This is a genomic window from Falsiroseomonas sp., assembly GCF_051859025.1.
Taxonomy (GTDB): domain Bacteria; phylum Pseudomonadota; class Alphaproteobacteria; order Acetobacterales; family Acetobacteraceae; genus Falsiroseomonas.
Genome location: NZ_JBHYGL010000001.1, coordinates 666870 through 689552 on the forward strand (window position 1 = coordinate 666870; position 22683 = coordinate 689552).

Genomic DNA, 22683 nt, shown 5'->3' on the forward strand with positions numbered 1-22683 from the left:
TCCAGTGCAGGGTCACTCGGGGGAATCCTGGTCGCAGCGGAACAGCAGGCTGCCGTCGCCGTAGGAGAAGAAGCGGTATTCCTGCGCCACCGCGTGCCGATAGGCCGCCCGCATCCGCCGCGTGCCGGCGAAGGCGGAGACCAGCATCAGCAGCGTGGATTTCGGCAGGTGGAAGTTGGTGACGAGCGCATCCACCGCGCGGAAGCGGTAGCCCGGCAGGATGTAGAGGCCCGTCAGCCCCCGGAAGGGCGCCACCGTCCCGTCAGGCTGCGCCGCGCTTTCCGTCGTGCGCAGCGCCGTCGTCCCCACCGCCACCACGCGGCGGCCTGCCGCGCGGGCCTGGTTGATGGTGGCGGCGGCTTCGGCGGAGACGTCGCACCATTCCTGGTGGATGTGGTGCGCGCGGGGGTCGTCCTCCCGCACCGGCAGGAAGGTGCCGGCGCCGACATGCAGCGTCACCGTGGCGCGCCGAATGCCGCGGGCGTCGAGCGCTTCCAGCAGCCGGGGCGTGAAGTGCAGGCTGGCGGTGGGGGCGGCGACGGCGCCGGGGCGTTCCGCGAAGATCGTCTGGTAATCCGCCACATCCTCGGCGCCCGGCTTGCCGTCCCGGTGGATGTAGGGGGGCAGGGGGACCTCCCCCGCCTTTTCCAGCGCCATGGCCAGCGCCGCCTGGTCCGGCCCGAAATCCAGCATGGCGCTGCCGCCGTCGCGCTCCACCACGCGCGCCTCGCAGCCTTCCGCGCCCTCGATCGCCACGATGTCGCCGGGGCGGAGCCGCCGGGCGTTGCGGATCAGCGCGTGCCACAGCCCGCCGCCCTCCGCCCGGTTGAGCATGATCTCGACGCGGGCCTCGCCCCGCCGCCCATGCAGTCGGGCCGGGATCACGCGGGTGTCGTTCACCACCAGCACGTCGCCGGGGTCGAGCATTGCCGGCAGGTCCAGCACGCCCCGGTCTTCCAGCCGCCCATCGCCCACCACCAGCAGCCGTGCGGAATCGCGCGGGCGTGCGGGGGCCTGGGCAACCAGGCGCTCCGGCAGGTCGTAGTCGAAATCCCCGGTCTGCAAGGGCAGGGTATGCAAGGGGAGGGGCGGGGCATCCGGCATGGTCGCGGCATGTGGCCCGGCCCCCCCGGCTTGTCCAGCACGGAACGCCGCCGATCCGTCATGCACGCGGGCCGGGCCGCGCGGTAGAAGAACGAGAGCCGTTCCTTCTGCGGAGTCCCCGATGCGTCGCCTCGCCCTTTTCCTGCTGCCGCTTCTCCTTGCTTCCCAGCCGGCGCCGGCCCAGACCTCACCCCAGGCCTCCCCCGATGCGCCCTTCAGCTTCGTCGCCTTCGGGGACATGCCCTATTGCCAGCCCACCGCGCCGCAGGACTGCCCCGCGGAACAGGGCCGCGTGGCGCGACTGATGGGCGACATCAACGCCACCCGGCCTGCCTTCAGCCTCTATGTCGGGGACACCAAGGGCGGCAGCGAAGTCTGCACCGATGACACGGTGCTGCGCGCCTTCTCCTTCTTCGGCCTGGCGACGCATCCCCTGGTCTACACCCCCGGCGACAATGAATGGACGGATTGCTGGCAGGACCGCGCGGGACGCTTCGACCCGCTGGAACGCCTGGCCCTGCTGCGCGCCCGCTTCTTCGCGGATGGCCGCAGCCTCGGCCGCCAGCGCATGCCCCTGGCCCGCCAGGCGGATCTGGACCCGGCGAACCGCCTCTATGTCGAGAATGCGCGCTGGCAGCGCGGCGCCGTCACCTTCGTGACGCTGCATGTGCCGGGGTCCAACAACAACCGCCCGACGGAGCCCGGGGAGGCCGGCACCATCGTCCCGCCACTTGGCGCGATGGAGGAATTCACCGCCCGCAACGCCGCCAACCTGGCCTGGCTGGTGGCCGCCTTCGCGGAGGCCCGGCGCGCCGATTCCCGCGCCCTCGTCATCGCCACCCAGGCGGACCTCTTCTACGTCCAGCGCTGCGGCCGCGGCTATGACAGCGGCTACCGCGACACCCGCGCAGCGATCGAGCGTGAAGCCGCCGCCTTCGGCAAGCCGGTGCTGCTGGTGCATGGCGACAGCCATTTCTGGCTGCATGATCGCCCCCTGGCCGCCGCCCCCAACCTGACCCGCATCATGGTGCCCGGGGAGCGCGACACGCGGGCCGTGCGCGTGGAGGTCGACCCCGCCGCCGCCGATCCCTGGCGCTTCACCCTGGTCGGCGCGGATGATCGCCCGGCCCGCCAGGGCTGCTGAGAATCGCGGCTGCCGGGCTTCACCCCGGCAGCCAGCGCACCAGGGGCCCGAGTTCCGCCGCATCCCCTTCCGTCACGCCGATGACGGCGGAAAGGTCCACCCGGCCGCGGCCCGGAATCTCCAGCGTCGGTGGTTCGAAACTCGCGATGGTCGACCCATTCGGCGCCTCGACATGGCCTGCGCGGTGGGATTGCGTCGCCTCCACGGGCTCATTCCCGCGGGGATGCGCGTCGGAGGGTTCGTCAGTACCCGCGTAGCCGACGCCCTTCATGGGGGCGAGGGAGTAGCGCGGCTCGTCAGCCTCCCCCGGGGGCGCCCCGGGGCGCTCGATCTCGTAGCGATAGACGGCGAAGCGTTCCGGCACCGTGGCATTCCTCCTGTCGCGGAGGGGCAACGCCACGGGCGCCGCCGTGGTTGCTCAGGCCCGGACCAGCCCCGCCATCGGCGCCGCATCCCGGCTGTCCGGGAAGGCCTGCGCCACCGCCGCATCCGGCAGGCGCAGATGGTCGCGCAGCAGGCCCTTGGCGATGGTGCGGAGATCCCGCGTGGGCTGGAGGTCCCGGTTGTCCAGCAATTGCGCGGGCGCCAGCCCCGGCCAATCCGCCACCACCCGCCCGCCGGCGATCGCGCCACCCATCAGGAAGGCGACGCCGCCCGTGCCGTGATCCGTGCCGAGATTGCCGTTCACCCGCGCGGTCCGGCCGAATTCGGTGATGACCAGCACCGCCGTCCGCGCCCAGGCATCGCCGAGTGAGGTCTTGAGCTGCCCGATCCCCTCATCCAGTTGCCGCATCGGTCCCATGATGCGCCCGGCCTGGCTGGAATGCGTGTCCCAGCCCCCCAGTTCCAGCGCCGCCACGCGCGGCCCGCCGCTTTCCGACAGCAGGCGCCCCGCCGCCGCGGCCAGGCGCGGGAAGCTGCCACGATCCGGGTCATTGGTCGGCGCGCCCAGCGCCTGCATGGCGAAGCCGCGGGCGCGCATGCCCTCCGCGAAGGGGCCGGCGAGGCGGGGATCGGCGCCCTGCAACGCCGCCAGGCGGTACATCAGGTCCTCGGAAGGCCGGTCGAGCCCCGGGGGCGCATAGGCGCCCACCGGCACGATGCCCCGCAGCAGCAGGGGCACGCCGCCGCCGATGGCGATGCCGGCGCGAGACGCGCCCGCCGCCGGCACCGCCTGGAGGGCGCGGTTCAGCCAGCCGCTGGTCAGGCGCTGGGCACCACCGGCCTCCAGCAGGTCCTGCGCCTCGAAATGACTGCGGCTGCGATAGGGGCCGGCGACGGCGTGCACCACCATCGCCTCATTCGCCCGATACATCGCATGGAGGTTCGCGAAGCCGGGATGCAGGCCGAAGCGCCCGCCGAGGTCGAGCAGCCCGCCCTCCCGCCCCGGTTCCGGCAGCATCAGGGCGCCGCGCAGTTCCTCGGCGCCGGGATCGCCATAGGGCTGCACGGCATACAGCCCGTCCAGCGCGCCGCGCAGGATGATGACGACCAGCCGCCGGTCCCCGGGCGCCTGCGCCAGGGCGAGGCGCGACCGCCCCAGCGCGACGGTGGCGCCAAGGCCGAGCAGCAGGCCGCGCCGGGTTGGCCTGAAGGAAGCGTGGGTCACGGCGTCGCTCATCGCTGCATGAACTCCGGGCTGCCGAACAGCAGGGTCAAGGCATCGCGCACGGAACCCGCGCGCCCCATGGCGGTGGCTGTCTCCGCCCGGCCGAGCGGCCCCAGCGCCGCCGCCGCCACCGCCTGCGCATCCGCCCGCGGCGCCCGTCCCGCCAGGCTGTAGGCCCAGTCCACCCGCCGCATCATGGCTTCCGGCGATGCCCATTCCGCCAGCGTGTCCGGCCAGCCATTCGGCTGTGGCGCGCTCCAGTTCGGCTGGGCCAGCGCCGACATGCCGGAGAGGAGGACATCCGCCCGTTCCTCCGCCAGGCCGATCGCGCGAGTCGCGGCGATGACGTAGTCCGAGGGCGATCGGAACTTGGCCAGCGGCGAGGCCCAGGCCTGCGGCAGCCGGACCAGGGCGCGGGAGACGGCGCCGAGGTCGCCTGTGGTCTCCCGCAGCACGGTCTCCAGCGCCCGGACGGCTGCCGCCGGTGGCTCATCGGCCACGAAATGACGGGCGAGCTTCAGGGCCAGGTGGCGCCAGGTGGCGGGGTGTTCGGCCAGGAAGCGCAGCGCAGCCTCGCCCTCCGCCTCCCCATCTCCGAAACGGCGCCCGAGGATGCGCTTGTCCCCGGGTTCATGGGCCGCGGCGCGGTAGGCGAAGCCGAAGGGCGGGTTGCGGAAATCCACCGACCAGCCGGTCAGCAGCCGGGCGAATTCCTGCACGTCGCCCTGGGTGTAGCCGCCGGCGGGGGACAGGGTGTGCAGTTCCAGCACCTCCCGCGCCAGGTTCTCGTTCAGGCCACGCCGGCGCCGCTGGCCAGCCTGGCTGTTCGGCCCGACCGATCCCACGTTGTCGAGGTAGATGAGCATGGCCGGATGCCGCGCCACCGCCACCACCATGTCCGCGAAGCGGCCCGTGACATGCGGGCGGATCGCGTCGCGCTCGAAGGCGCCAATGATGGGCTGGATGGAGCCGACGCGGCGGCTGACCGTGAAATGGTTCATCCAGAAATCGACCAGCCTTTCCCGGTACCCCTGGCCGGTGGTCAGGCGGCGATGGGCGAAGGCGATGTTCTCGCTCCGGATCGCCTCGTTCAACACCGAACGGCCATTGGCGGCGCGGGGGGGCTCCTGCCCGGCCAGCCGCGCGGCCTGGTCCACCATCCGCATTTGCATGCCCTCCGACAGGCCGAGCCCCTCCGGCGCGGGCGCGGGGCGCGCGATCTGGTCAAGCAGCCATGCCTCGGGGTCGGCGGGAGGGGCCTCGCCAAGCCGCAGGCCATAGCCGAAGCGGATGGCGGCGATGTAACCACGGGTGCTCATGCGCCAGCCTTACCATCCAGCCCGGCGCCGCTGCAGCATCCATCTCGTGACGGAAGGTGACGCCGGGCCATCGGCCCGCAGCGGGGAACGGACGCCGCCCGCCGCAGGGTCGCCCCGCATCGCCCGCCGCAGGGTCGCCCCGCATCGCCCGTCGCAGGGCAGCCCCGCATTGCCCGCCATCCGGGAACGCTTGCAAAACCGCCCGGGAGAGGGCATCTCCCCCTCCGCACAAGGCTAGATTCGGAACCATTGCGCGGGCGGCACGGGGATTTCCCCGCTGTCGGGCCCGCTTTCGCGTATGGAGGCCCATCGTGGCGCGCACACCGCTCGACAAGATCCGCAACATCGGCATCACGGCGCATATCGATGCCGGCAAGACGACGACGACCGAGCGGATTCTCTACTACACCGGCAAGTCCCACCGGATTGGTGAAGTCCACGACGGCAACACCACGACCGACTACATGGAGCAGGAGCGCGAGCGGGGGATCACCATCACCTCCGCCGCCGTGACGGCCGTGTGGAAGGACTACCGCATCAACGTCATCGACACCCCCGGCCACATCGACTTCAACATCGAAGTGAACCGCTCGCTCCGCGTGCTCGACGGCGCCGTCTTCATCATCGAAGGCGTGGCCGGCGTGCAGCCGCAGTCCGAGACCAACTGGCGCCTGGCGGACCGCTACAACGTCCCGCGCATCATCTTCATCAACAAGCTGGACCGCACGGGCGCCGACTTCTACCGCGCGGCCGACACGCTGACCGAGAAGCTCGGCATCAACTGGGTGACGCTGCAGCTCCCCATCGGCATCGAGGACACCTTCAAGGGCGTCGTCGACCTGGTGGAGATGAAGGCCATCATCTGGAAGGGCGACGAGCTCGGCGCGCTGTACGAGGATGCGCCGATCCCGGCCGACCTCGCCGACAAGGCCGCCGAATACCGCCAGAAGCTGGTCGATACCGTCGTCGGCATCGATAACACCGCGATGGAAGAGTATTTCGACAAGGGCGACGTGTCCGTCGAGACGCTGAAGCGCTGCATCAAGCTCGGCACCATCTCCGGCGAGTTCCGCCCGGTGCTGTGCGGCACGGCCTTCAAGAACAAGGGCGTGCAGCCCCTGCTCGACGCCGTGGTGGACTACCTGCCGAGCCCGATCGACGTCCCGGGCATCAAGGTCGCCCCGGATGAAGGCTTCGACGAGACGCAGGAACGCCGGCACATCCCCGCCGACGAAACCGCGCCCTTCGCCGGCCTGGCGTTCAAGATCATCAACGACAAGTACGGCAACCTGACCTTCGTGCGCGTCTACCGCGGCACGCTGCGCCAGGGCGACATGATCATGAACACCACCAAGGGCCATCGCGAGCGTATCGGCCGCATGTTCCAGATGCACGCCGACAAGCGCGAGGAAATCAAGGAAGTCATCGCCGGCGACATCGCCGCCTTCGTGGGCCTGAAGGACACCGGCACCGGCGACACGCTGGCGAGCCAGGACGATCCGGTGGTGCTGGAGCGCATGGCCTTCCCGGTCCCCGTCATCGACATCTCCGTCGAGCCGAAGACCAAGGACGCGGTCGAGAAGATGCAGATCGGCCTCGGCAAGCTCGCGGGTGAAGACCCGTCGCTGCGCGTCAAGACCGACCAGGAAAGCGGCCAGACCATCCTGTCCGGGATGGGCGAGCTGCACCTGGAGATCATCGTCGATCGCCTCCGCCGCGAATACAACGTGGAGTGCAACATCGGCGCCCCGCAGGTTGCGTATCGCGAGACGATCACCAAGCCGCACACCGAGATCTACACCCACAAGAAGCAGTCGGGTGGTTCGGGCCAGTACGCCGAGGTGAAGATCGTCTTCGAGCCGAAGGAGCGGAACGAGGGCATCGAGTTCGTCAACGGCGTCGTCGGCGGCTCCGTCCCCCGGGAATACATCCCGGCGGTCGAAAAGGGCATCAAGGTGCAGGCCGATACCGGCGTGCTCGCCGGCTTCCCCACGGTGGACTTCAAGTACACCCTGATCGACGGCAAGTACCACGACGTCGACTCGTCGGCCCTGGCCTTCGAAATCGCCGCCAAGGCCTGCTTCCGCGAAGGCATGAAGAAGGCCAGCCCCGTCATCCTCGAGCCGATCATGGACGTGGAAGTCACCACGCCTCAGGATCACGTGGGTGACGTCGTCGGCGACCTGAACCGCCGCCGTGGCGTGATCCAGTCGCAGGACATGGCCGGCACCTCCGTCATCGTGCGCGCCCACGTGCCGCTGAAGGAAATGTTCGGCTACATTTCCAACCTCCGCGGCATGACCAAGGGCCGCGCGAGCTTCTCGATGCAGTTCCACCACTATGATCCGGTCCCGCGCAACGTGGCCGACGAGATCATGAAGAAGTCCGCCTGATCCCATCGGGATCGGCTGACACCAGCGGCGCCGGGGGCAACCCCGGCGCCGTTTGTGTTTCACCCCGCCTCCCGCGGGTGGGGCGGGGGGAAACCCCCGCGCCGTTCGCGTTTCGGCCCTACCGCTTCATGAAATGCGTGGCGGTCGCGTCCAGCACCACCGCGCCATTGTCCACCCGCTTCAGCAGGTAGCGCAGCTTCACGATCCCCATCTCCGGCTTGCTCCGTGATGGCCGGATCTCCACCACCCCCAGCGTGAAGGCCACCTCCGTATCCGGGGGCAGGGGTGCGGGCCAGGATAGTTCCATCCCCCCGCCCGCCAGGTTGATGCGTGTGATCAGCCCGCTGCGGACCAGGTGCCCGATGGCGGAGGACAGGGTGTGCAGGCCGGAAGCCACCAGCCCGCCGAAGATCGACCCCTTCGCCGCTTCCTCATCCAGGTGGAAGTATTGCGGGTCATACCTCCGGGCGAAATCCAGCACCTCCTGCCGTGGCAGGGCGAAGCGGCCGAGGTCGAATTCCTGGCCGGGCGACAGCTCATCGAGCGAATTCAGCGGTTCCATGCCGGGCAGGGTAGGGGGCTCCCCGCCCCCTTGTCACGCCGCCCGCGGCGCCATGGAGCGCTGGATGCCCCGCCCGATCATCACCACCCAGATCAGGATGGTCGCGACGCCCAGCACGCCCGCGATCGGGCGCGCGAAGAATTCCAGCACTGCACCATCCGACTTGATCATGGACTGCACGAAGGTCTGTTCCAGCATCTCCCCCAGCACCAGGCCCAGGATCAGCGGCGCCACGGGGATGCCGTGTTCCTCCAGGAACCAGCCGAAGATGCCCATCACCAGCATCAGCGCGACACCATAGAGGCTGTTGGTCATGGCGAAGCTGCCGACCAGGCAGAACAGCAGGATGATGGGCAGCAGCAGGTTGCGCGGCACGCGCAGGATCTGCCGCGCCGATTTGATGGCGGCCCAGCCCAGCGGCAGCATGATGATGTTGGCCAGGATGAAGATCAGGAACACCGCATAGATCAGCTGCGGATTCTCGGTGAACACCGTCGGCCCCGGATTCATCCCCTTCATGTAGAGCACGCCGATGACGATGGCGGTGATGCTGTCCCCCGGGATGCCGAAGACCAGGGCCGGAATCCATGCCCCGCCCAGCGCCGAATTATTGGCGGAGGTGCTGTCCACGATGCCCTCGACATGCCCGGTGCCGAATTTCTCCGGTTCCTTGGAGAATCGCTTGGACACGGCGTAGCTGATCCAGGCCGCGATATCCGCGCCCGCGCCCGGCAGCGCGCCGATGGCGGTACCGAGGAGGCTGCCGCGGAGAAAGTTGAACCAGTAGCGCCGGAACACCGCGCCCACGCCGCGGAAGATGTTGCCGACCTGCTGCACCACGACGCGGCCCGTGCCGTCCAGCGACACCGCGCCGCGCATCAACTCACTCACCGCGAACATGCCGATCAGCGTCGGCACGAAGTTGATGCCGGACATCAGGTTGACGTCGCCGAAGGTGAAGCGCGGATACCCCGCCGCCGGGTCGATGCCGACGCTGGCCAGCAGCAGCCCGATGAACAGCGAAAGAAAACCCTTCACCGGGTCCGCATTGGTCATGAACACCGCACAGGTCAGCCCCAGCAGCGCCAGCCAGAAATACTCGTAGGAGGAGAAGTTGATGGCCACTTCCGCCAGCAGCGGCGCGCAGGCGATCAGCACCGCGACGCCGACCAACCCGCCCGCGACGGAGAAGACCAGGTTCACGCCGAGGTTCAGGTTCAACTGCCCCTTCTGCGTCATGGCGTAGGATTCGTCGGTATAGGCGGCCGAAGCGGGCGTGCCCGGCATGCGCAGCATCGCGCCCGGTATGTCGCCGGCGAAGATCGCCATGGCGGTGGCGGTCACGATGGCGCCCAGCGCCGGCACCGGGGACATGAAGAAGGTAACGGGCACCAGCAGCGCCGTCGCCATGGTGGCGGTCAGCCCCGGCATGGCGCCGACGAACATGCCGAAGACGGCGGAAGCCCCGATCACCGCCAGCACATAGGGATCGAAGACAAGGCCGAAGGCCTGGATCAGCGCATCCATCAGAGGAACGGGTCCATCAGGCCACGGGGCAGGGGCACGCGCATCAGCCCGGCGAAGAACCAATGCACCATCAGCGCCATCCCCGCCGCCACGGGCAGCGCCAGCACGGGCCGCGCCTTGAACCAGAGGAACAGCGCCGAGAGCAGGATGAAGGCGGTCGGGATGAAGCCCAGCGGATCGCTCAGCAGGATGTAGAACAGCGCCGCGCCGGGAATGGCGAGGAAGGAGAGCAGCCGCGCCGGTTCACGCGTCCATCCCTCCAGTACCACCAGGCCGCCCCGCGCCCGCACGCCCCGCAGCACGAGCATCAGCGCGCAGAAGCCGATGCCGGCCGCCAGGATGCGCGGGAACAGGTTCGGGCCGTAATCCTGCCCGGGGAAGGCGGGGAAGAAGGTGGTCAGCCACCACACCCCCCCCGCAAAGCCAAGCAGGATGGCGCCCAGAAGGGCATCGTTCAGTCGCATCGCGATGCCCTTCCGGCCGCCCCGGGTTCAGCCGCGCGCCAGGCCGGCGCCGCGCATCGCCTCGCCCATCGCCTTGTCCGCCTCGGCCATGAAGCTGGTGAAGGCCGCCTGGTCGCCCCAGACCACGCCGAAGCCACGGCTCGCCATGAAGTCCTTGTACTCGCTGCTGTCATAGGCCTTCTTCAGGCTGTCGATCAGGCGGCGCTGCACGTCCTGCGGCAGGTTCCGCGGCCCGGCGATCCCGCGCCAGGCGCCGGTCGAGTAGGTGATGCCCAGCGCCTCGTTCAGCGTCGGCACATTGGCGAACATCGGGTTGCGGGCCGGCGCCATGATCGCCAGCGACTTCGCGCGGCCGGCATCGATCATCGCCCGCGCCTCCGGCACCGAACAGGTGACGATATCGACACCGCCCGCCGCCAGTTCCTGCATGGCCGGCGCCGCGCCGTTGGAGGGGACCCAGCGCACATGGTCCGCCCGCAGCCCCATCGCCTGCAGCCAGCCCACCAGCGCCAGGTGCCAGATGCCGCCCTGGCCTGTGCCGCTGGCCCGGAAGCGCCCGGCCGGCGCCGCCTTGATGGCATCCGCCAGCGCCTTGATGTCGGCATAGGGGGAGTTCTGCGCCACCTGGACGCCCGGCGGATCCTCGTTCAGCAGGGCGAGGGGCGTGTAGCTGGTGGGCTTGAGTTCGGTCAGGCCCTGCCAGTGCATCATGGCGATCTCGACCGTGATCATCCCGATCGTGTAGCCATCCGCCGCCGCCGTCGCGATGGCGCTGTGGCCCACCACGCCCGATCCACCCGTGCGGTTCACCACGTTCACGGGCTGGCCGAGGTCCCGTTCCAGCAGCGACCCCACGATTCGCGCGGTCGCGTCCGTGCCGCCGCCGGCGCCCCAGGGGACGATCATCTGGATCGGCCGGTTCGGCCAGCGCGGCTGCGCCAGGGCGGGCAGCGCCAGGCTGGCGGCGCCGAGGCCGGACGCGGCCAGCAGGGTACGACGGGTCACGCGGGTCATCTCGACATTCCTCCCCATGCGTCGCCGTTGCGCCGGCGCGCTTTCCGGAAGGCTAGGCGGGATTCCGCCGTGGCATCAAGCGCGCGGGGTGCCGGCGGGCCTCACAATCAATACGGTACCGTCCACCCCCTCGACCCGGACGCTGTCGCCGACCGCCGCCTCCGCATCCCGCGGCAGGCGCGCCGCCCAGTCGCTGTCCCCGAGCCTGACGCGCAGGCCGCCGGCCTCCACCTGGATCACCGTCGCCAGGCGGCCGGCCAGCCCGGCTTCGGGCGCGTTGACGCGGTGCGCCGGCCCCTCCACCCGCTTCTTCATGCGGATCGAGGCCAGGACCCCGGCGCCCAGCAGCACGAGGAACACCGCGACTTCCAGCCCGAAGCCGGGGTCGTGCAGCAGCACCACCAGCCCCGTGCCGATGGCGGCCAGCCCCGCCCACAGGAACCAGACCCCCGGCAGCAGCAATTCCGCGCCGAGCCCGACCAGCCCGGCGAGGATCCAGATCAGCCCCGGTTCCATGGGCTCACCCCCGGCAGGGTCGGCGTGGCGGGCGGTACCGGCGGCGGCGCCGAGGCGGTTGGCGGCGCGGTCCCGGCGGGCCCGCCGGGGGAGGCCCGCAGCAATTCCATCGCCTGCGTGATCCCGCCGGCGAGGGAGGCGCTTTCCATCGGCACGACAACGAGCTTGGAGGAGGGGTTGGCGGCCAGAGCCTCGAACGCCTTCACATATTGCTGGGCGATGAAGTAGCGCAGCGCGTCGGCACCCGCCCCGGCGGCGGCTTCCGCCACCATGCGGGTCGCATTCGCCTCCGCCTGGGCCAGCGCCTCCCGCGCCTCCGCATCCCGCAGGGCTGAGTCCCGCCGGCCCTCGGCCTGCAGCACCAGCGCCTGCTTCTCGCCCTCCGCCTTCGCCACGCTCGCGCGGCGCTCCCGCTCCGCCGTCATCTGCAGGTTCATGGCGCGGATCAGGTTCTCCGGCGGCTCGATCTTGCGGATCTCCACGCGGCTGACCTTGGCGCCCCAGGCTTCCGTCGCGCCATCGAGGATCGTCAGCAGGGATGTGTTGATCCGGTCGCGGGAGGACAGCGTCTGGTCCAGGTCCATCTCACCGATCACGGCGCGGATGTTGGTCATCGCCATGGCGACCAGCGCCTGCTTAAGGTCCTGCACCGCATAGGCCGCCTTGGCGGGGTCCATGACGCGGTAATAGACGATGCCGTCCACGGCGACGGAGGCATTGTCCTTGGTGATCACGGACTGCTCCGGGATGTCCAGCACCACTTCCTGAACGTTCAGCTTGCGGCCGATGCCATCGACATAGGGGATGATCAGGTTCAGCCCGGGCTGGAGCAGGCGCGTGAAGGCGCCGAAACGCTCCACCGACCAGACCTCCCCCTGCGGCACGGTGCGGACGCCCTTCGCCACGGTGATGACGGCCAGGGCGACGATGACAACCAGGATGATGGTGGCGAGCGGGATCTCGGGCATGGGGCGGCTCCAGTCTCGGATGTGGCGCGGACCAGGGTGTGGACCCTTTCCTGCCCCGCGAATGCGGCGCGGGCATGACGTTCGCGTGTCTTGCGCCGCATCAATGCCGGGGCGGCCCTGGCGCGCGCAATCTGGCGGCGGATCACGGATCGGGGTGGGGCATGCCGCATTGGATGAAACTGGTCGCGCCGGTGGCGCTGGCGGCGTTGCTGGCGCTGCTGCCGGCACCGGATGGCCTGGCGCCCCATGCCTGGCTCTACTTCGCCATCTTCGCGGGCGTGGTGCTGGCGCTGGTGCTGGAACCCATCCCCGGCGCGCTGATCGGCCTGACGGGCGTCACCCTTATCGCGCTGCTCTCGCCCTGGGTGCTCTATGGCCCGGCGGAACTGGCGCGGCCGGGCTTCCGCCCCGCCACGGCGTCCCTGGCCTGGGCGCTGTCGGGTTTCAGCAACGCCACCGTCTGGTTGATCTTCGCCGCCTTCATGTTCGCCCTGGGCTACGAGAAATCGGGCCTCGGCCGGCGGATCGCGCTGCTGCTGGTGCGCGCCATGGGGCGGCGGACGCTGACGCTGGGCTACGCCATCGCCTTCGCCGATCTGGCACTGTCCCCCTTCACGCCGAGCAACACGGCGCGGTCCGGTGGCACCATCTACCCGGTCGTCCGCAACCTGCCGCCGCTCTATGGCAGCCTGCCGAATGATCCCTCCGCCCGGCGCATCGGCGGCTACGTCATGTGGACCGCCATCGCCGCCACCTGCGTCACCTCCTCGATGTTTCTCACCGCGCTGGCGCCGAACCTGCTGGCGCTGGAACTCGCGGCCCGCACGGCGCGCGTCACCATCACCTGGTTCGAATGGTTCCTGGCCTTCGCCCCGGTCGGCGCCATCCTGCTGCTGGCCGTGCCGCTGCTGGCCTGGAAGCTCTACCCGCCGGAGGTGACGGAGGGCGGGGAGGTCGTCGCCTGGGCGGGCGAGGAACTGGCGCGCATGGGCGGCCTGACGAGGAAGGAAGCTCTGCTCGGCGTGCTGGTGGTGGTCGCGCTCGGCCTCTGGGTCTTCGGGGAGCCGGCGATCAACAGCACTACCGTCGGGCTCGCCGTCTTCGCCGCCATCGTGCTGACCGGCATCGCGAGCTGGGACGACGTGCTGGCCAACAAGCAGGCCTGGAACACGCTGGCCTGGTTCGCGACGCTGGTGGCGCTGGCCGGCGGCCTGGCGCAGGTGGGCTTCGTCGCCTGGTTCGCCGGCCGGGTCGGCGGCGCCGTCGCGGGCGTTTCGCCGACAACGGCGCTGGTGGCGCTGGTCGTGGTGTTCTACCTCGCCCACTACGCCTTCGCCTCCGTCACCGCGCATGTCACCGCGCTGCTGCCGGTGATGCTGACGGTCGGCGCCGCCGTGCCAGGGATGGACATGAAGGCGCTGACGCTATCCCTCGTCCTCACCCTCGGCATCATGGGCATCCTGACGCCCTACGCGACGGGGCCGAGCCCGGTCTATTACGGCAGCGGCTACCTGCCGGCGCGGGACTACTGGCGGCTTGGCGCCGTGTTCGGTGCGGTCTTCCTGGCCGTGTTCCTGGTGGTGGGCATACCCTGGATCATGCTCATTCGCTGAGCTCGGCCGTGCGGATGGACTCGCCGCCCTTCCGGTCCATCCGCTTGCCGAGGGCATTGTCCAGTTGCCGCGCCGCCTTCTGCAGCGCGCCGGCCAGCGCCTGCTTCACCGTCTCCGCCTCATGCGTCACCGCCATCGGCTTGGTGTTGGACGGTCGCGCCTCGATCATGCAGCGCTTGTCGGTGCCGCCCTTGTCGGCGTTCACATCGTTGATGTGGACCTCCACGCGCGTCAGGTGCTGGGCGAAGCGGCCGAGCTGGCCTTCGACCTTCTCCTGCACCCGCTCCACCAGCGCGGCGCTGCCATTGGTGTCGTTGTCCGTGTTGACCTGGACCTGCATGCATCGTCTCCCGGTTGCTTGATGGGGCAACGCGGGGCGGGGGCCGCGGTTGTCAGCGCAACGCCCGCTGATACTCCTCCGGAAAGGTCGCCAGGCTGCTCGCCAGCACCGTCGCTGCGCCATCCACCAGGCCGCAGCGCCCGCTGCCCGGCAGCAGCGCCGCCAGGTTGCGCAGTGCCGCCAGGTCGCCCGGCCCGCCGCCACCGGCTTCCAGCCGTTCCAGCAGCCGCGCCACCTGGAAGGTGCCGATCTTGCAGGGCGGGCATTGCCCGCAGCTCGATGCCGCGAAGAAGGCCACATATTCCGCCGTCTTGCGCAGGATGGAGGTGCCATCCCCCACCACGATCATCGCCCCGGTGCCCAGCCGCGACCCCCGCGCCCGCAGGCTGTCGAAATCCATCGCGACATCGAGGTCCCGTTCCGTCAGCAGCGTGTTGGACGGCCCGCCCGTGAACACCGCCTTGAACCGCCGCCCGCCCAGCATCCCCCCGCCATGGTCGAACACCAGCGCCCGCAGGCTGGTCCCCATCGGCAGTTCATGCAGCCCCGGCCGCAGCACATCCCCGGACAGGGAAAACAGCTTCGTCCCCGCCGCATCCCCGATGCCGAGCCCGCGATACCAGGCCGCCCCCTTCGCCAGGATGTGCCCGGCCTGGGCCAGCGTCTCCACATTGGTCACCAGCGTGGGCGCGCCATGCACGCCATGCTGGGCGGGGAAGGGGGGCTTGAGCGACGGGAAGGGAAATCCCCCCTGCACGGAGGCTACGGCCGCCGTCTCCTCCCCCCCGATATAGAGCCCGCTGCTCTCGACGACCCGCAGCGCGACGGCCTCTCCCACCGCCGCCGAGACCTCGGCCAGCAGCGGATGCGCCGCCCATTGCGCCGCGGCGTCGCGCAGGCCGGCGACCGTCGCCGGCTCCCGCGGGTTCACATACAGCGCCACCTGCGCCGCCCGGACCGCGACGGCCGCGACCAGCGCTCCCTCGATCACCTGGTGCGGCGTTTCCGCCAGCAGGAAGCGGTCCTTGAAGGTGCCGGGCTCATCCTCGTTCCCATTGGCGATGATCCATCGGCCGGGGCCGGGCGCCGCCGCCACCGCCGCCCATTTCCGATGCGCCGGGAAGCCCGCGCCGCCGAGGCCGCGCAGCCCCGCGGCCTCGATTTCCGGGATGATCGCGGCCGGGTCGCGCAGCGCCGCCCGCAGCCCGGCCCCGGCCACCGCCAGGTAGGCGTCCAGCGACGCGCCGCGCAGCGCCGGATCGGTCAGCACCCTCATGCCGCCACCCGCTGCCGCAGCATCGATGCCAAATCGACATTGCCATAGGGGGGGAAGACCATCGGCGCCCGCCGGTCCAGCGGCAGCCCCGCCGCCACCAGCCCCCTTTCCCACGCCGCCAGATGCGCGAGGCCCACGCCCCTCGGCCGGTCGCCGCGCGCGGCCTCCGCCGCGGCCGCCCCGGCCCGGCGTCCGAAGGCCACCAGTTCCAGCAGCGCATTGCCCATCAGCCGGTTCAGCCCGTGCAACCCGCCGGAGGCCTCGCCCGCGCAGAACAGGCCGGGCACCGCCGTGCGGCCCTCCGCATCGATGGCGATGCCGCCATTCTGGTAGTGCAGCGTGGGGCGGATCAGGAAGGGCTCCCGCGCCGGGTCGAAGCCCGCGCGATGCGCCAGGTGCGACAGCGTCACCAGCCGCTTCGCCAGGATGCCGGGATTCGCGGCCTCCAGCCCCGGCGTATCCAGCAGCACGCCCTCGCAGCCATCGCGTGCCACCGCGCGGCCTTCCGCGATCTCCCGCAGGATCGCCGCGGCCACGACATCCCGCGGTGCCAGTTCATCGACGAAGCGCTGGCCGAGCCCGTTGAACAGCAGCCCGCCGGCGGCGCGCGCGGCCTCGCTGATCAGCGTGCCGGCCAGGTGGGGCGGCCAGGCGATGCCGGTCGGGTGGTACTGGAAGCTCTCCACCTCCCGCAGCCCGGCACCCAGGCGATAGGCCAGCACCAGCCCATCCGCCGTCGCGCCGTAGTGGTTGCTGGTCGGGAAGCCGTTCAAGTGTAGCCGCCCCGCGCCGCCCGTCGCCAACACCACCGCCCCTGCGCGGGCCAGCACGATCGCCCGCCGGTCCAGATCCAGAAGCACGGCGCCGGCGCAGCGCCCATGCGGGTCCGTCAGCAATTCGACCACCGGGTGGCGTTCCAGCACGGTGATGCCCGGCGTCAGCAGCACCGCTTCCCGGATCACCCGCATCAATTCCAGGCCGGTATAGTCCCGGAAGGACAGCAGCCGCGCCGCCGTGGCCCCGCCCGGCTTCTTCCGCAGCAGATGCCCGCCGATGCGGTCCTCGCCCTCCTCCAGGTCGAAGCCCATGCCCTGCTGGATCAGCCAGCGGATCGAAGCCGGGCCATCCTTCACCATGGCCGCCACCAGGCCCCTGTCGGCCCGGAAATGGCCGGCGCGCACAGTGTCCTCGAAATGACGCTGCAGCGAATCCTCGGCGCCCACCGCGGCCTGGATGCCGCCTTCCGCCATCACCGTATTGCCGTCGCCCATGCGGAGCTTCGTCACCAGCAGCACCCGCGCGCCCGCCCGGGCCGCCGTCAGCGCGGCGATGCAGCCCGCGCCGCCGCCGCCCAGCACCAGCACCTCCGCCTCCCGCATCGCGCGGCCGGCGATATCGACATCCTCCACCAGCGCGTTGGATTGCAGCAGCGCAGCCAGCGCGGCGGGGCAGGGCTGGCCGGCGGATACGCCCACCCGAAGCCGCTCCATCGCCCCCGGCGCGTGGTCGGGGTGGAAGCCCCGCAGCAGCGCGTCCCTGTCGGAAGCCGGTGGCGGCGCAGGGTCGCGCGGCGCGGCCAGCGCCTGGTCCCAGGCGATCACGGCGCCGCCCCCGGCGCGTCCAGGTCAATGTCCTGGCCGCCCTCCTCGATCTGCCGCAGCCGCTCGATCAAATCGCCCGGCCGCAGGGTCAGGCTGTTCGCCATCCGCCGCAGGAACTGGCCGAGATGCGAGGGCGCGATATGTTCCGGGCAGGCCGCGACGCAGAGGTTGCACATGACGCAATGGTCGAACAGCGCGCCCGCCGCCAGGGCGCGGCCTTCCACCGCCAGGTTCACCGCCTTCTGGACCTCGATCCCCTTGGGGCAGGCGGCGTCGCAGCCGCCGCAATGGCGGCAGTGCTTCGCCTCCGGGAACACCGCATCCACCTGGCCGAGTGCCGTCCAGCTGTCGCCCATCGCCGCTAGGTCATAGGCATGGGGCCGCCGGGCCGGGAAATGGTCGATGAAGGCCACCTGCATGCCTGGCTCCGCCCGGGTCTCGCAGGCCAGGGCGGCGGTGGCGATCCGCTCCCCCTCCCGCCGCACGAGCACGCGGCAGGCCCCGCAGACCCCCAGGCCCATGCAGCCGACATTCTCCGTCAGCGGCAGCCCGGCGGCGATCCAGGCCTGGATCAGGGAGGCTCCGGGCGGGGCCTCGATCGCGTGTCCGTCGATGATGATCGGGATCGGCATGGCCCCACTGTCCGCCAGGGCGGGGCGCCTCGCCAATGACTTATCTCAATCCCGCCTGGCCCTTCTGGTCGCCCCAGCCGATCCGCGCGACAATGCCGCCAGTCCCGAAGGAGCACCCCCATGGCCAATGAAGAAGAGATCTGGCGCCTGGTCGATCAGCGCCGCGAGCCCTATGTCGAGCTTGCAGACCGCATCTGGGGCATGCCGGAGCTCTGCTACGACGAGCACCGCAGCAGCGCCGAACACCGCGCCATGCTGGAAGCCGAGGGCTTCAAGGTCACGACCAACGTCGCCGGCATCCCCACCGCCGTGATGGGCGAATTCGGGGAGGGCGGTCCCGTCATCGCCATCCTCGGCGAATACGACGCGCTGCCGGGCCTGTCCCAGGAAGCCGGCGTGACGGAGCCGCGCCCCGTGCCCGGCGAGTCCCGCGGCCATGGCTGCGGCCACAATCTGCTGGGCTCCGCCAGCCTGATGGCCGCCGCCGCGGTGAAGGATTTTCTCAAATCCAACAACCTGCCCGGTCGGGTTCGGTATTACGGCTGCCCAGCCGAGGAAGGTGGCGCCGCCAAGGGCTTCATGGTCCGCGACGGTGCCTTCGACGATGTGGACATCGCCATCACCTGGCACCCCGCGAATTTCGCGGGCGTCGATGACGCGATCAGCCTCGCCAATACCCGCATCGATTTCTCCTTTGTCGGCCGCGCCTCCCACGCCGCCGCCGCGCCGCATCTCGGCCGCTCCGCGCTGGACGCGGTGGAGCTGATGAATGTCGGCGTGAACTACATGCGGGAGCACATGCCGAGCGACGCCCGCGTGCACTACGCCTATCTCGATGCCGGGGGCATCGCGCCCAACGTCGTGCAGGCCACCGCCAAGGTCCGCTACCTCATCCGCGCTCGCAACGTGGAGGAGCTGAAGCAGCTGGTCACGCGCGTGCGCAAGATCGCCGATGGCGCGGCGCTGATGACGGAATGCACCGTCTCCACCCGCGTCGTCTCGGCCGTTTCCGAACTCGTCGGCAATACGGCGCTGGAAAAGGCGATGCACGCCAACCTCGCCCGCCTCGGCGCCCCCGTCTGGGACGACAAGGACCGGGAGGTCGCCGCCGCCTTCCAGGCGACCCTGCTGCCGGAGGACATCTCCTCCGCCTGGCGCCGCGTCGGCGTGGAGCCCCGCCCGGGCGAGGTGCTGTGCGAGGAAGTGGTCCCCGAATCCGCCAAGGGCGTGCCGATGATCGGTTCGACCGATGTCGGCGACGTGTCCTGGAAGGTGCCGACCGTGCAGGCCCGCGGCGCCACCTGCGCCATCGGCACGCCCTTCCATTCCTGGCAGTTGACCGGCCAGGGCAAGCTGCCGGCCGCGCACAAGGGCATGGTGCATGTGGCAAAGGTGATGGCGGGCACGGCGGTGGATGCGCTGCTGAACCCCACCATCATCACGGAGGCCAAGGCCGACCACCGGAAGCGCACCGGCGGCAAGCCCTATGAAAGCCCCCTGCCGCCGGATGCGACGCCGGCGCTGGACATGAGCCTGTAGTCACCGGAAAGCCCTCTCCCCCCCCGGGGGGGGAGGGGTTGGGTGAGGGGGGCTTCCCAGCCCGCGCTTACGCCTACGCCGCCGCCTGGCCGCCCCGCACCTGGTCCAGCGACGGCTCCGCCACCGCGGCCGGCGCCGGCGCGGCGGGCAGGGAGATGCGGAACACCGCCCCCGGCCCCTCATTCGTCGCCGTGATCGTGCCGCCCATCCGCCGGATCAACCCCTGGCAGATGGACAGGCCGAGCCCGGTGCCGCGTTCCAGCCCCTTGGTGGTCACGAAGGGTTCGAACAGACGCGCCATGACGGGGGCCGGGATGCCGCCCCCGGTGTCGGAGACGGTGATCAGCACGCGGCCCTCCGCCAGCGTCTCCGCCTTCAGGGTCACCAGGCGGGTATCGTCCGGCGGAAGGGACTGCATCGCGTCCCGCGCATTCGCCAGGAGGTTCACCAGCACCTGTTCAAGCGCGACATTGTGCCCCATCGCCCGCGGCGGCGGGTCCGTCAGCTCCACCCGCGTCACCACCCCGCCATCGCGCAGCGGCCCGGCCATCAGCGCCAGCACGCCGGCCAGCGCTTCCTCGATATGGACGGGCTCCGCCGGCGCCGCGTCATCCGTGCCGCGCGCCAGGCGGCGCAGATGCTCGATCACCTGGTTGGCGCGGCGGGTGTAGCTGGTGATGCGGTCCAGCCGCTGGCCGATGGCACCGATGTTGCCGCGCTTCTGCGCGCTATGCGCGTTGCTTACCGCCAGTTCGATCGCCTGCAGCGGTTGCTTGAGCTCATGCGCCAGCCCGGCCGACAATTCACCCAGCGAGGCCAGCCTGGCGCTGCCGATGGCGCGCGCCTTGGCATCGCGTTCCGCCGTCACATCCGCGATGTAGCCGACGACGGAGAGCGCATCCCCGTCCTCCGCCACCAGCCGCACCGTCATGCGCACGACGATGCTGCCCCCGTTGCCGTGCCGCAGGCCGAGGTCGGCGGCCCAGGCGCCGTCCTGCTTCAGCGCCTCGATCCCCTCCGCCAGGCTGTCCCAGGGTTCCAGCACCCCCGGCAGCCCGCCTTCGGCGGCCAGCGTTTCCGGCGTCCAGCCCGAAACCGGCTCGACGCTGCGGCTCACGAAGACCTCCCGGTACCAGGGCCGGCCTGCCTCGATCATCGCGCGGGCGTCGGAGGCCAGCATGGCGCGGAAGACGATGACCGGGGCCAGGGCCAGCGTGTCGTCCAGCTCCTGCCGCGCCGCCGCCTCGCGCTCGCTGGCACTGTGTTCCGCCGTCAGGTCCCTGATGTAGCCGACGATCTCCCCGCCGCCGGCCGGGTTCACCGAAAGCCGCTCCATCTGCGTCAGCATCCGGCGGTGGCTGCCATCGGGCTGACGAAGCTTCCATGTGGCCTGCGCGAAGCCGTCGCGCAGCACGATCGAATTGCCTTCGGCGCGAGACAGGGAACTCTCGATCACGTAGCTGTCCCAGGGGCCGAGCCCCTCCAGTTCCCCGTTCGTCCAGCCGGTGACACCGCCGATATCCCCGGTGCGGTAGAGGATGCGGGAGGAGCCATCGGGGAACACCTTCCGCAGGAAGATCACGACAGGCAGCTTGCCCTGCAGCCGCTCCACCTCCGCCCGCCCGGCGCGGAGCATGGCGGATTCGCGCCGCAGCCGCCGCTGCCGCACCACGCCATAGCCGAAGGCCAGCATCAGCAGCGCGGCCAGCGAATAGCCGCCCGCGGTGGCCAGGGACAGGTTCCGCACCCGCACCACCGGCGCCAGCGCCGTCTCCGCCGCCTGGCCCGCCACCGCGATGATATTTGCCTGGTCGGACGCGCGCAGCACGACCAGCATCGCCTCCTCCTCGGCGCTGCCGGTGGTGCGTTGGCGCAGGACGCGCGCGCCCTCATTCACCTGCCGCACGGCATCCGGCAGGATGCGGCGGCCCAGCAGCTCCGGCTGCATGGCGCTGTGCGCCAGCAGGACGCCGTCATTGCGGATCAGGGAGAGCCTCGTGTCGCTGCCGCTGCCCATCAGCGCCAGGGCGCGGCCGAGATCGGCGGGCCGGTAATGCATCACCAGCACGCCTGCCTGGCGGCCGAGCGGATCATCCAGCCGCAGCGTCACCGGCACCACCTGTTCCCCGGTAGCGCGGGAGGTGACGGGCGTGCCGAACCAGGGCGAGGGGACGTTCGTCCGGTGCACCAGCACATGCGGGCGATCCGCCAGGCTCACCGTGGGCCGCCCGGGCCCGCTCTGCCACACCGTCACGCCATCCAGCCCGGTGATCATCAGGTGGAAGACCGGCAGGCTGCGCAGCGAGAGCAGCGTGCGCAGCGACAGCTCGATCTCTTCCTGCCGGGCCTCCGCCTGCGGGCCTTCCGCCAGGACCCAGCGCTGCGCCAGGTCGCGCAGCACCCGCCCGTCCTCCGCGATGCGGCGCACCAGATTGTCCGCCGCCAGCGCATCCGATTCCGCACGGGCATAGACGCGCGACATTTCCGCCTGCGCCGCATCATCCGTGACCCGCGCCGCCAGCCACCAGGCACCCACGATGCTCGCCGCCACCGCCATGCCGACCGCCGCGCGCTGCATCATGGGAAGCGCCCGGCCCCGGATGCGGTCGCCTGGCCCGCTGCCGTCCAGCGGCGTCAGCGCGGAAAAGGTGGTCATCGCGCGGGGCCCCGCGACGAAGGCGTCAGGGTCGGCGCGGGGAGGGGGAGCCTATGGGTCATCGTGACTCGATCCAGGCGCTCTACAGTCGCGTAGGCTTCGCTATCATTCACTTACGTTGTGAATCTAAACGAAGCCGACATTTCCTGACTGCACGGTGCCGCGAGGCGACAATCCCAGGTTGTTTATGCTTTCCTGGATGCACGCATGGCAGAGCCATGCTACGCCTGTCGCCGCCACAGCCCGCATCGCCCAGCTCCCGGAATTGGCAGTCCGATTGCGGCACAGGATGCGTGTATAACGACTACCTGAAGGCGTTATACGAACGCTGCTGCCCACCGGGCTTGTGTAACATGCGGTACCGTTCAACCGCAGGGCGTTTATGATTAAAAAACAGTTAATACAT

The 22683-nt window shown here is 70.5% G+C and carries 19 protein-coding genes; 4 read left to right on the forward strand and 15 right to left on the reverse strand.

Annotation, left to right across the window (positions count from 1 at the left end):
- Positions 1-12: 12 nt before the first annotated feature.
- Positions 13-1104 carry a tRNA preQ1(34) S-adenosylmethionine ribosyltransferase-isomerase QueA gene (gene queA, locus ACTIE5_RS03325; RefSeq protein ID WP_439548270.1) on the reverse strand — a complete coding sequence of 364 codons (1092 nt, stop codon included), beginning with the start codon at positions 1102-1104 and terminating at the stop codon, positions 13-15.
- A 121-nt stretch (positions 1105-1225) separates the two neighbouring features.
- Here queA and ACTIE5_RS03330 point away from each other — a divergent pair, with 121 nt between their 5' ends.
- Positions 1226-2248, forward strand: a complete 1023-nt coding sequence (locus tag ACTIE5_RS03330) for a hypothetical protein (RefSeq protein WP_439548271.1) — start codon at positions 1226-1228, stop codon at positions 2246-2248.
- Positions 2249-2267: 19 nt separating this feature from the next.
- On the opposite strand, the gene ACTIE5_RS03335 is transcribed toward ACTIE5_RS03330, so the two are convergent.
- From ACTIE5_RS03335 to ACTIE5_RS03345, 3 genes are read right to left on the reverse strand one after another with little or no spacing between them, the layout of a single operon-like run.
- Positions 2268-2612, reverse strand: coding sequence for a hypothetical protein (locus tag ACTIE5_RS03335; RefSeq protein WP_439548272.1), 345 nt, complete (start codon positions 2610-2612; stop codon positions 2268-2270).
- 54 nt (positions 2613-2666) lie between these two features.
- Complete coding sequence (locus ACTIE5_RS03340; protein WP_439548273.1) at positions 2667-3869, reverse strand: DUF1501 domain-containing protein; 1203 nt, start codon at positions 3867-3869, stop codon at positions 2667-2669.
- Positions 3866-5176: a DUF1800 domain-containing protein gene (locus ACTIE5_RS03345; protein WP_439548274.1), complete on the reverse strand. Its 1311-nt coding sequence runs from the start codon at positions 5174-5176 to the stop codon at positions 3866-3868. The genes ACTIE5_RS03340 and ACTIE5_RS03345 overlap by 4 nt, the downstream gene beginning before the upstream one ends.
- Before the next feature lie 311 nt (positions 5177-5487).
- Here ACTIE5_RS03345 and fusA point away from each other — a divergent pair, with 311 nt between their 5' ends.
- Positions 5488-7569: an elongation factor G gene (fusA, locus tag ACTIE5_RS03350; RefSeq protein WP_439548275.1), complete on the forward strand. Its 2082-nt coding sequence runs from the start codon at positions 5488-5490 to the stop codon at positions 7567-7569.
- A 118-nt stretch (positions 7570-7687) separates the two neighbouring features.
- Here fusA and ACTIE5_RS03355 read toward each other — a convergent pair whose 3' ends face one another.
- From ACTIE5_RS03355 to ACTIE5_RS03380, 6 genes are all read right to left on the reverse strand, one after another.
- Complete coding sequence (locus ACTIE5_RS03355; protein WP_439548276.1) at positions 7688-8131, reverse strand: MaoC/PaaZ C-terminal domain-containing protein; 444 nt, start codon at positions 8129-8131, stop codon at positions 7688-7690.
- 33 nt (positions 8132-8164) lie between these two features.
- Positions 8165-9658 carry a tripartite tricarboxylate transporter permease gene (locus ACTIE5_RS03360; protein ID WP_439548277.1) on the reverse strand — a complete coding sequence of 498 codons (1494 nt, stop codon included), beginning with the start codon at positions 9656-9658 and terminating at the stop codon, positions 8165-8167.
- Positions 9658-10122 (reverse strand): tripartite tricarboxylate transporter TctB family protein, encoded by a 465-nt coding sequence (locus ACTIE5_RS03365; protein ID WP_439548278.1) that lies wholly within the window; start codon positions 10120-10122, stop codon positions 9658-9660. The genes ACTIE5_RS03360 and ACTIE5_RS03365 overlap by 1 nt, the downstream gene beginning before the upstream one ends.
- Positions 10123-10149: 27 nt before the next feature.
- On the reverse strand, positions 10150-11136 hold the full coding sequence (locus ACTIE5_RS03370) for a tripartite tricarboxylate transporter substrate binding protein (RefSeq protein WP_439548279.1): 987 nt from the start codon (positions 11134-11136) through the stop codon (positions 10150-10152).
- A gap of 75 nt (positions 11137-11211) precedes the next feature.
- On the reverse strand, positions 11212-11652 hold the full coding sequence (locus tag ACTIE5_RS03375; RefSeq protein ID WP_439548280.1) for an NfeD family protein: 441 nt from the start codon (positions 11650-11652) through the stop codon (positions 11212-11214).
- On the reverse strand, positions 11637-12620 hold the full coding sequence (locus ACTIE5_RS03380; protein WP_439548281.1) for an SPFH domain-containing protein: 984 nt from the start codon (positions 12618-12620) through the stop codon (positions 11637-11639). Before ACTIE5_RS03380 ends, ACTIE5_RS03375 begins: the two co-directional genes overlap by 16 nt.
- Positions 12621-12781: 161 nt before the next feature.
- Here ACTIE5_RS03380 and ACTIE5_RS03385 point away from each other — a divergent pair, with 161 nt between their 5' ends.
- A complete protein-coding gene (locus ACTIE5_RS03385; protein ID WP_439548282.1) occupies positions 12782-14233 on the forward strand; it encodes an anion permease in 1452 nt (483 codons plus the stop codon).
- Here the strand turns inward: ACTIE5_RS03385 and ACTIE5_RS03390 are convergent.
- Genes ACTIE5_RS03390 through ACTIE5_RS03405 form a run of 4 tightly spaced genes read right to left on the reverse strand, consistent with a single transcriptional unit; the run spans position 14223 to position 18082 of the window.
- Complete coding sequence (locus ACTIE5_RS03390) at positions 14223-14573, reverse strand: HPF/RaiA family ribosome-associated protein (protein ID WP_439548283.1); 351 nt, start codon at positions 14571-14573, stop codon at positions 14223-14225. The genes ACTIE5_RS03385 and ACTIE5_RS03390 overlap by 11 nt on opposite strands.
- Positions 14574-14625: 52 nt before the next feature.
- The gene (locus ACTIE5_RS03395; protein ID WP_439548284.1) at positions 14626-15849 is read right to left on the reverse strand and encodes an NADH-ubiquinone oxidoreductase-F iron-sulfur binding region domain-containing protein; all 1224 of its coding nucleotides are present in this window, start codon (positions 15847-15849) and stop codon (positions 14626-14628) included.
- On the reverse strand, positions 15846-17450 hold the full coding sequence (locus ACTIE5_RS03400; protein WP_439548285.1) for an FAD-binding protein: 1605 nt from the start codon (positions 17448-17450) through the stop codon (positions 15846-15848). Before ACTIE5_RS03400 ends, ACTIE5_RS03395 begins: the two co-directional genes overlap by 4 nt.
- Positions 17447-18082 carry a 4Fe-4S dicluster domain-containing protein gene (locus tag ACTIE5_RS03405; protein WP_439548286.1) on the reverse strand — a complete coding sequence of 212 codons (636 nt, stop codon included), beginning with the start codon at positions 18080-18082 and terminating at the stop codon, positions 17447-17449. Before ACTIE5_RS03405 ends, ACTIE5_RS03400 begins: the two co-directional genes overlap by 4 nt.
- Positions 18083-18202: 120 nt before the next feature.
- Here ACTIE5_RS03405 and ACTIE5_RS03410 point away from each other — a divergent pair, with 120 nt between their 5' ends.
- The gene (locus ACTIE5_RS03410; protein WP_439548287.1) at positions 18203-19621 is read left to right on the forward strand and encodes a M20 family metallopeptidase; all 1419 of its coding nucleotides are present in this window, start codon (positions 18203-18205) and stop codon (positions 19619-19621) included.
- Between the two features lie 73 nt (positions 19622-19694).
- Here ACTIE5_RS03410 and ACTIE5_RS03415 read toward each other — a convergent pair whose 3' ends face one another.
- On the reverse strand, positions 19695-22277 hold the full coding sequence (locus ACTIE5_RS03415; protein ID WP_439548288.1) for an ATP-binding protein: 2583 nt from the start codon (positions 22275-22277) through the stop codon (positions 19695-19697).
- Between the last annotated feature and the right edge of the window lie 406 nt (positions 22278-22683).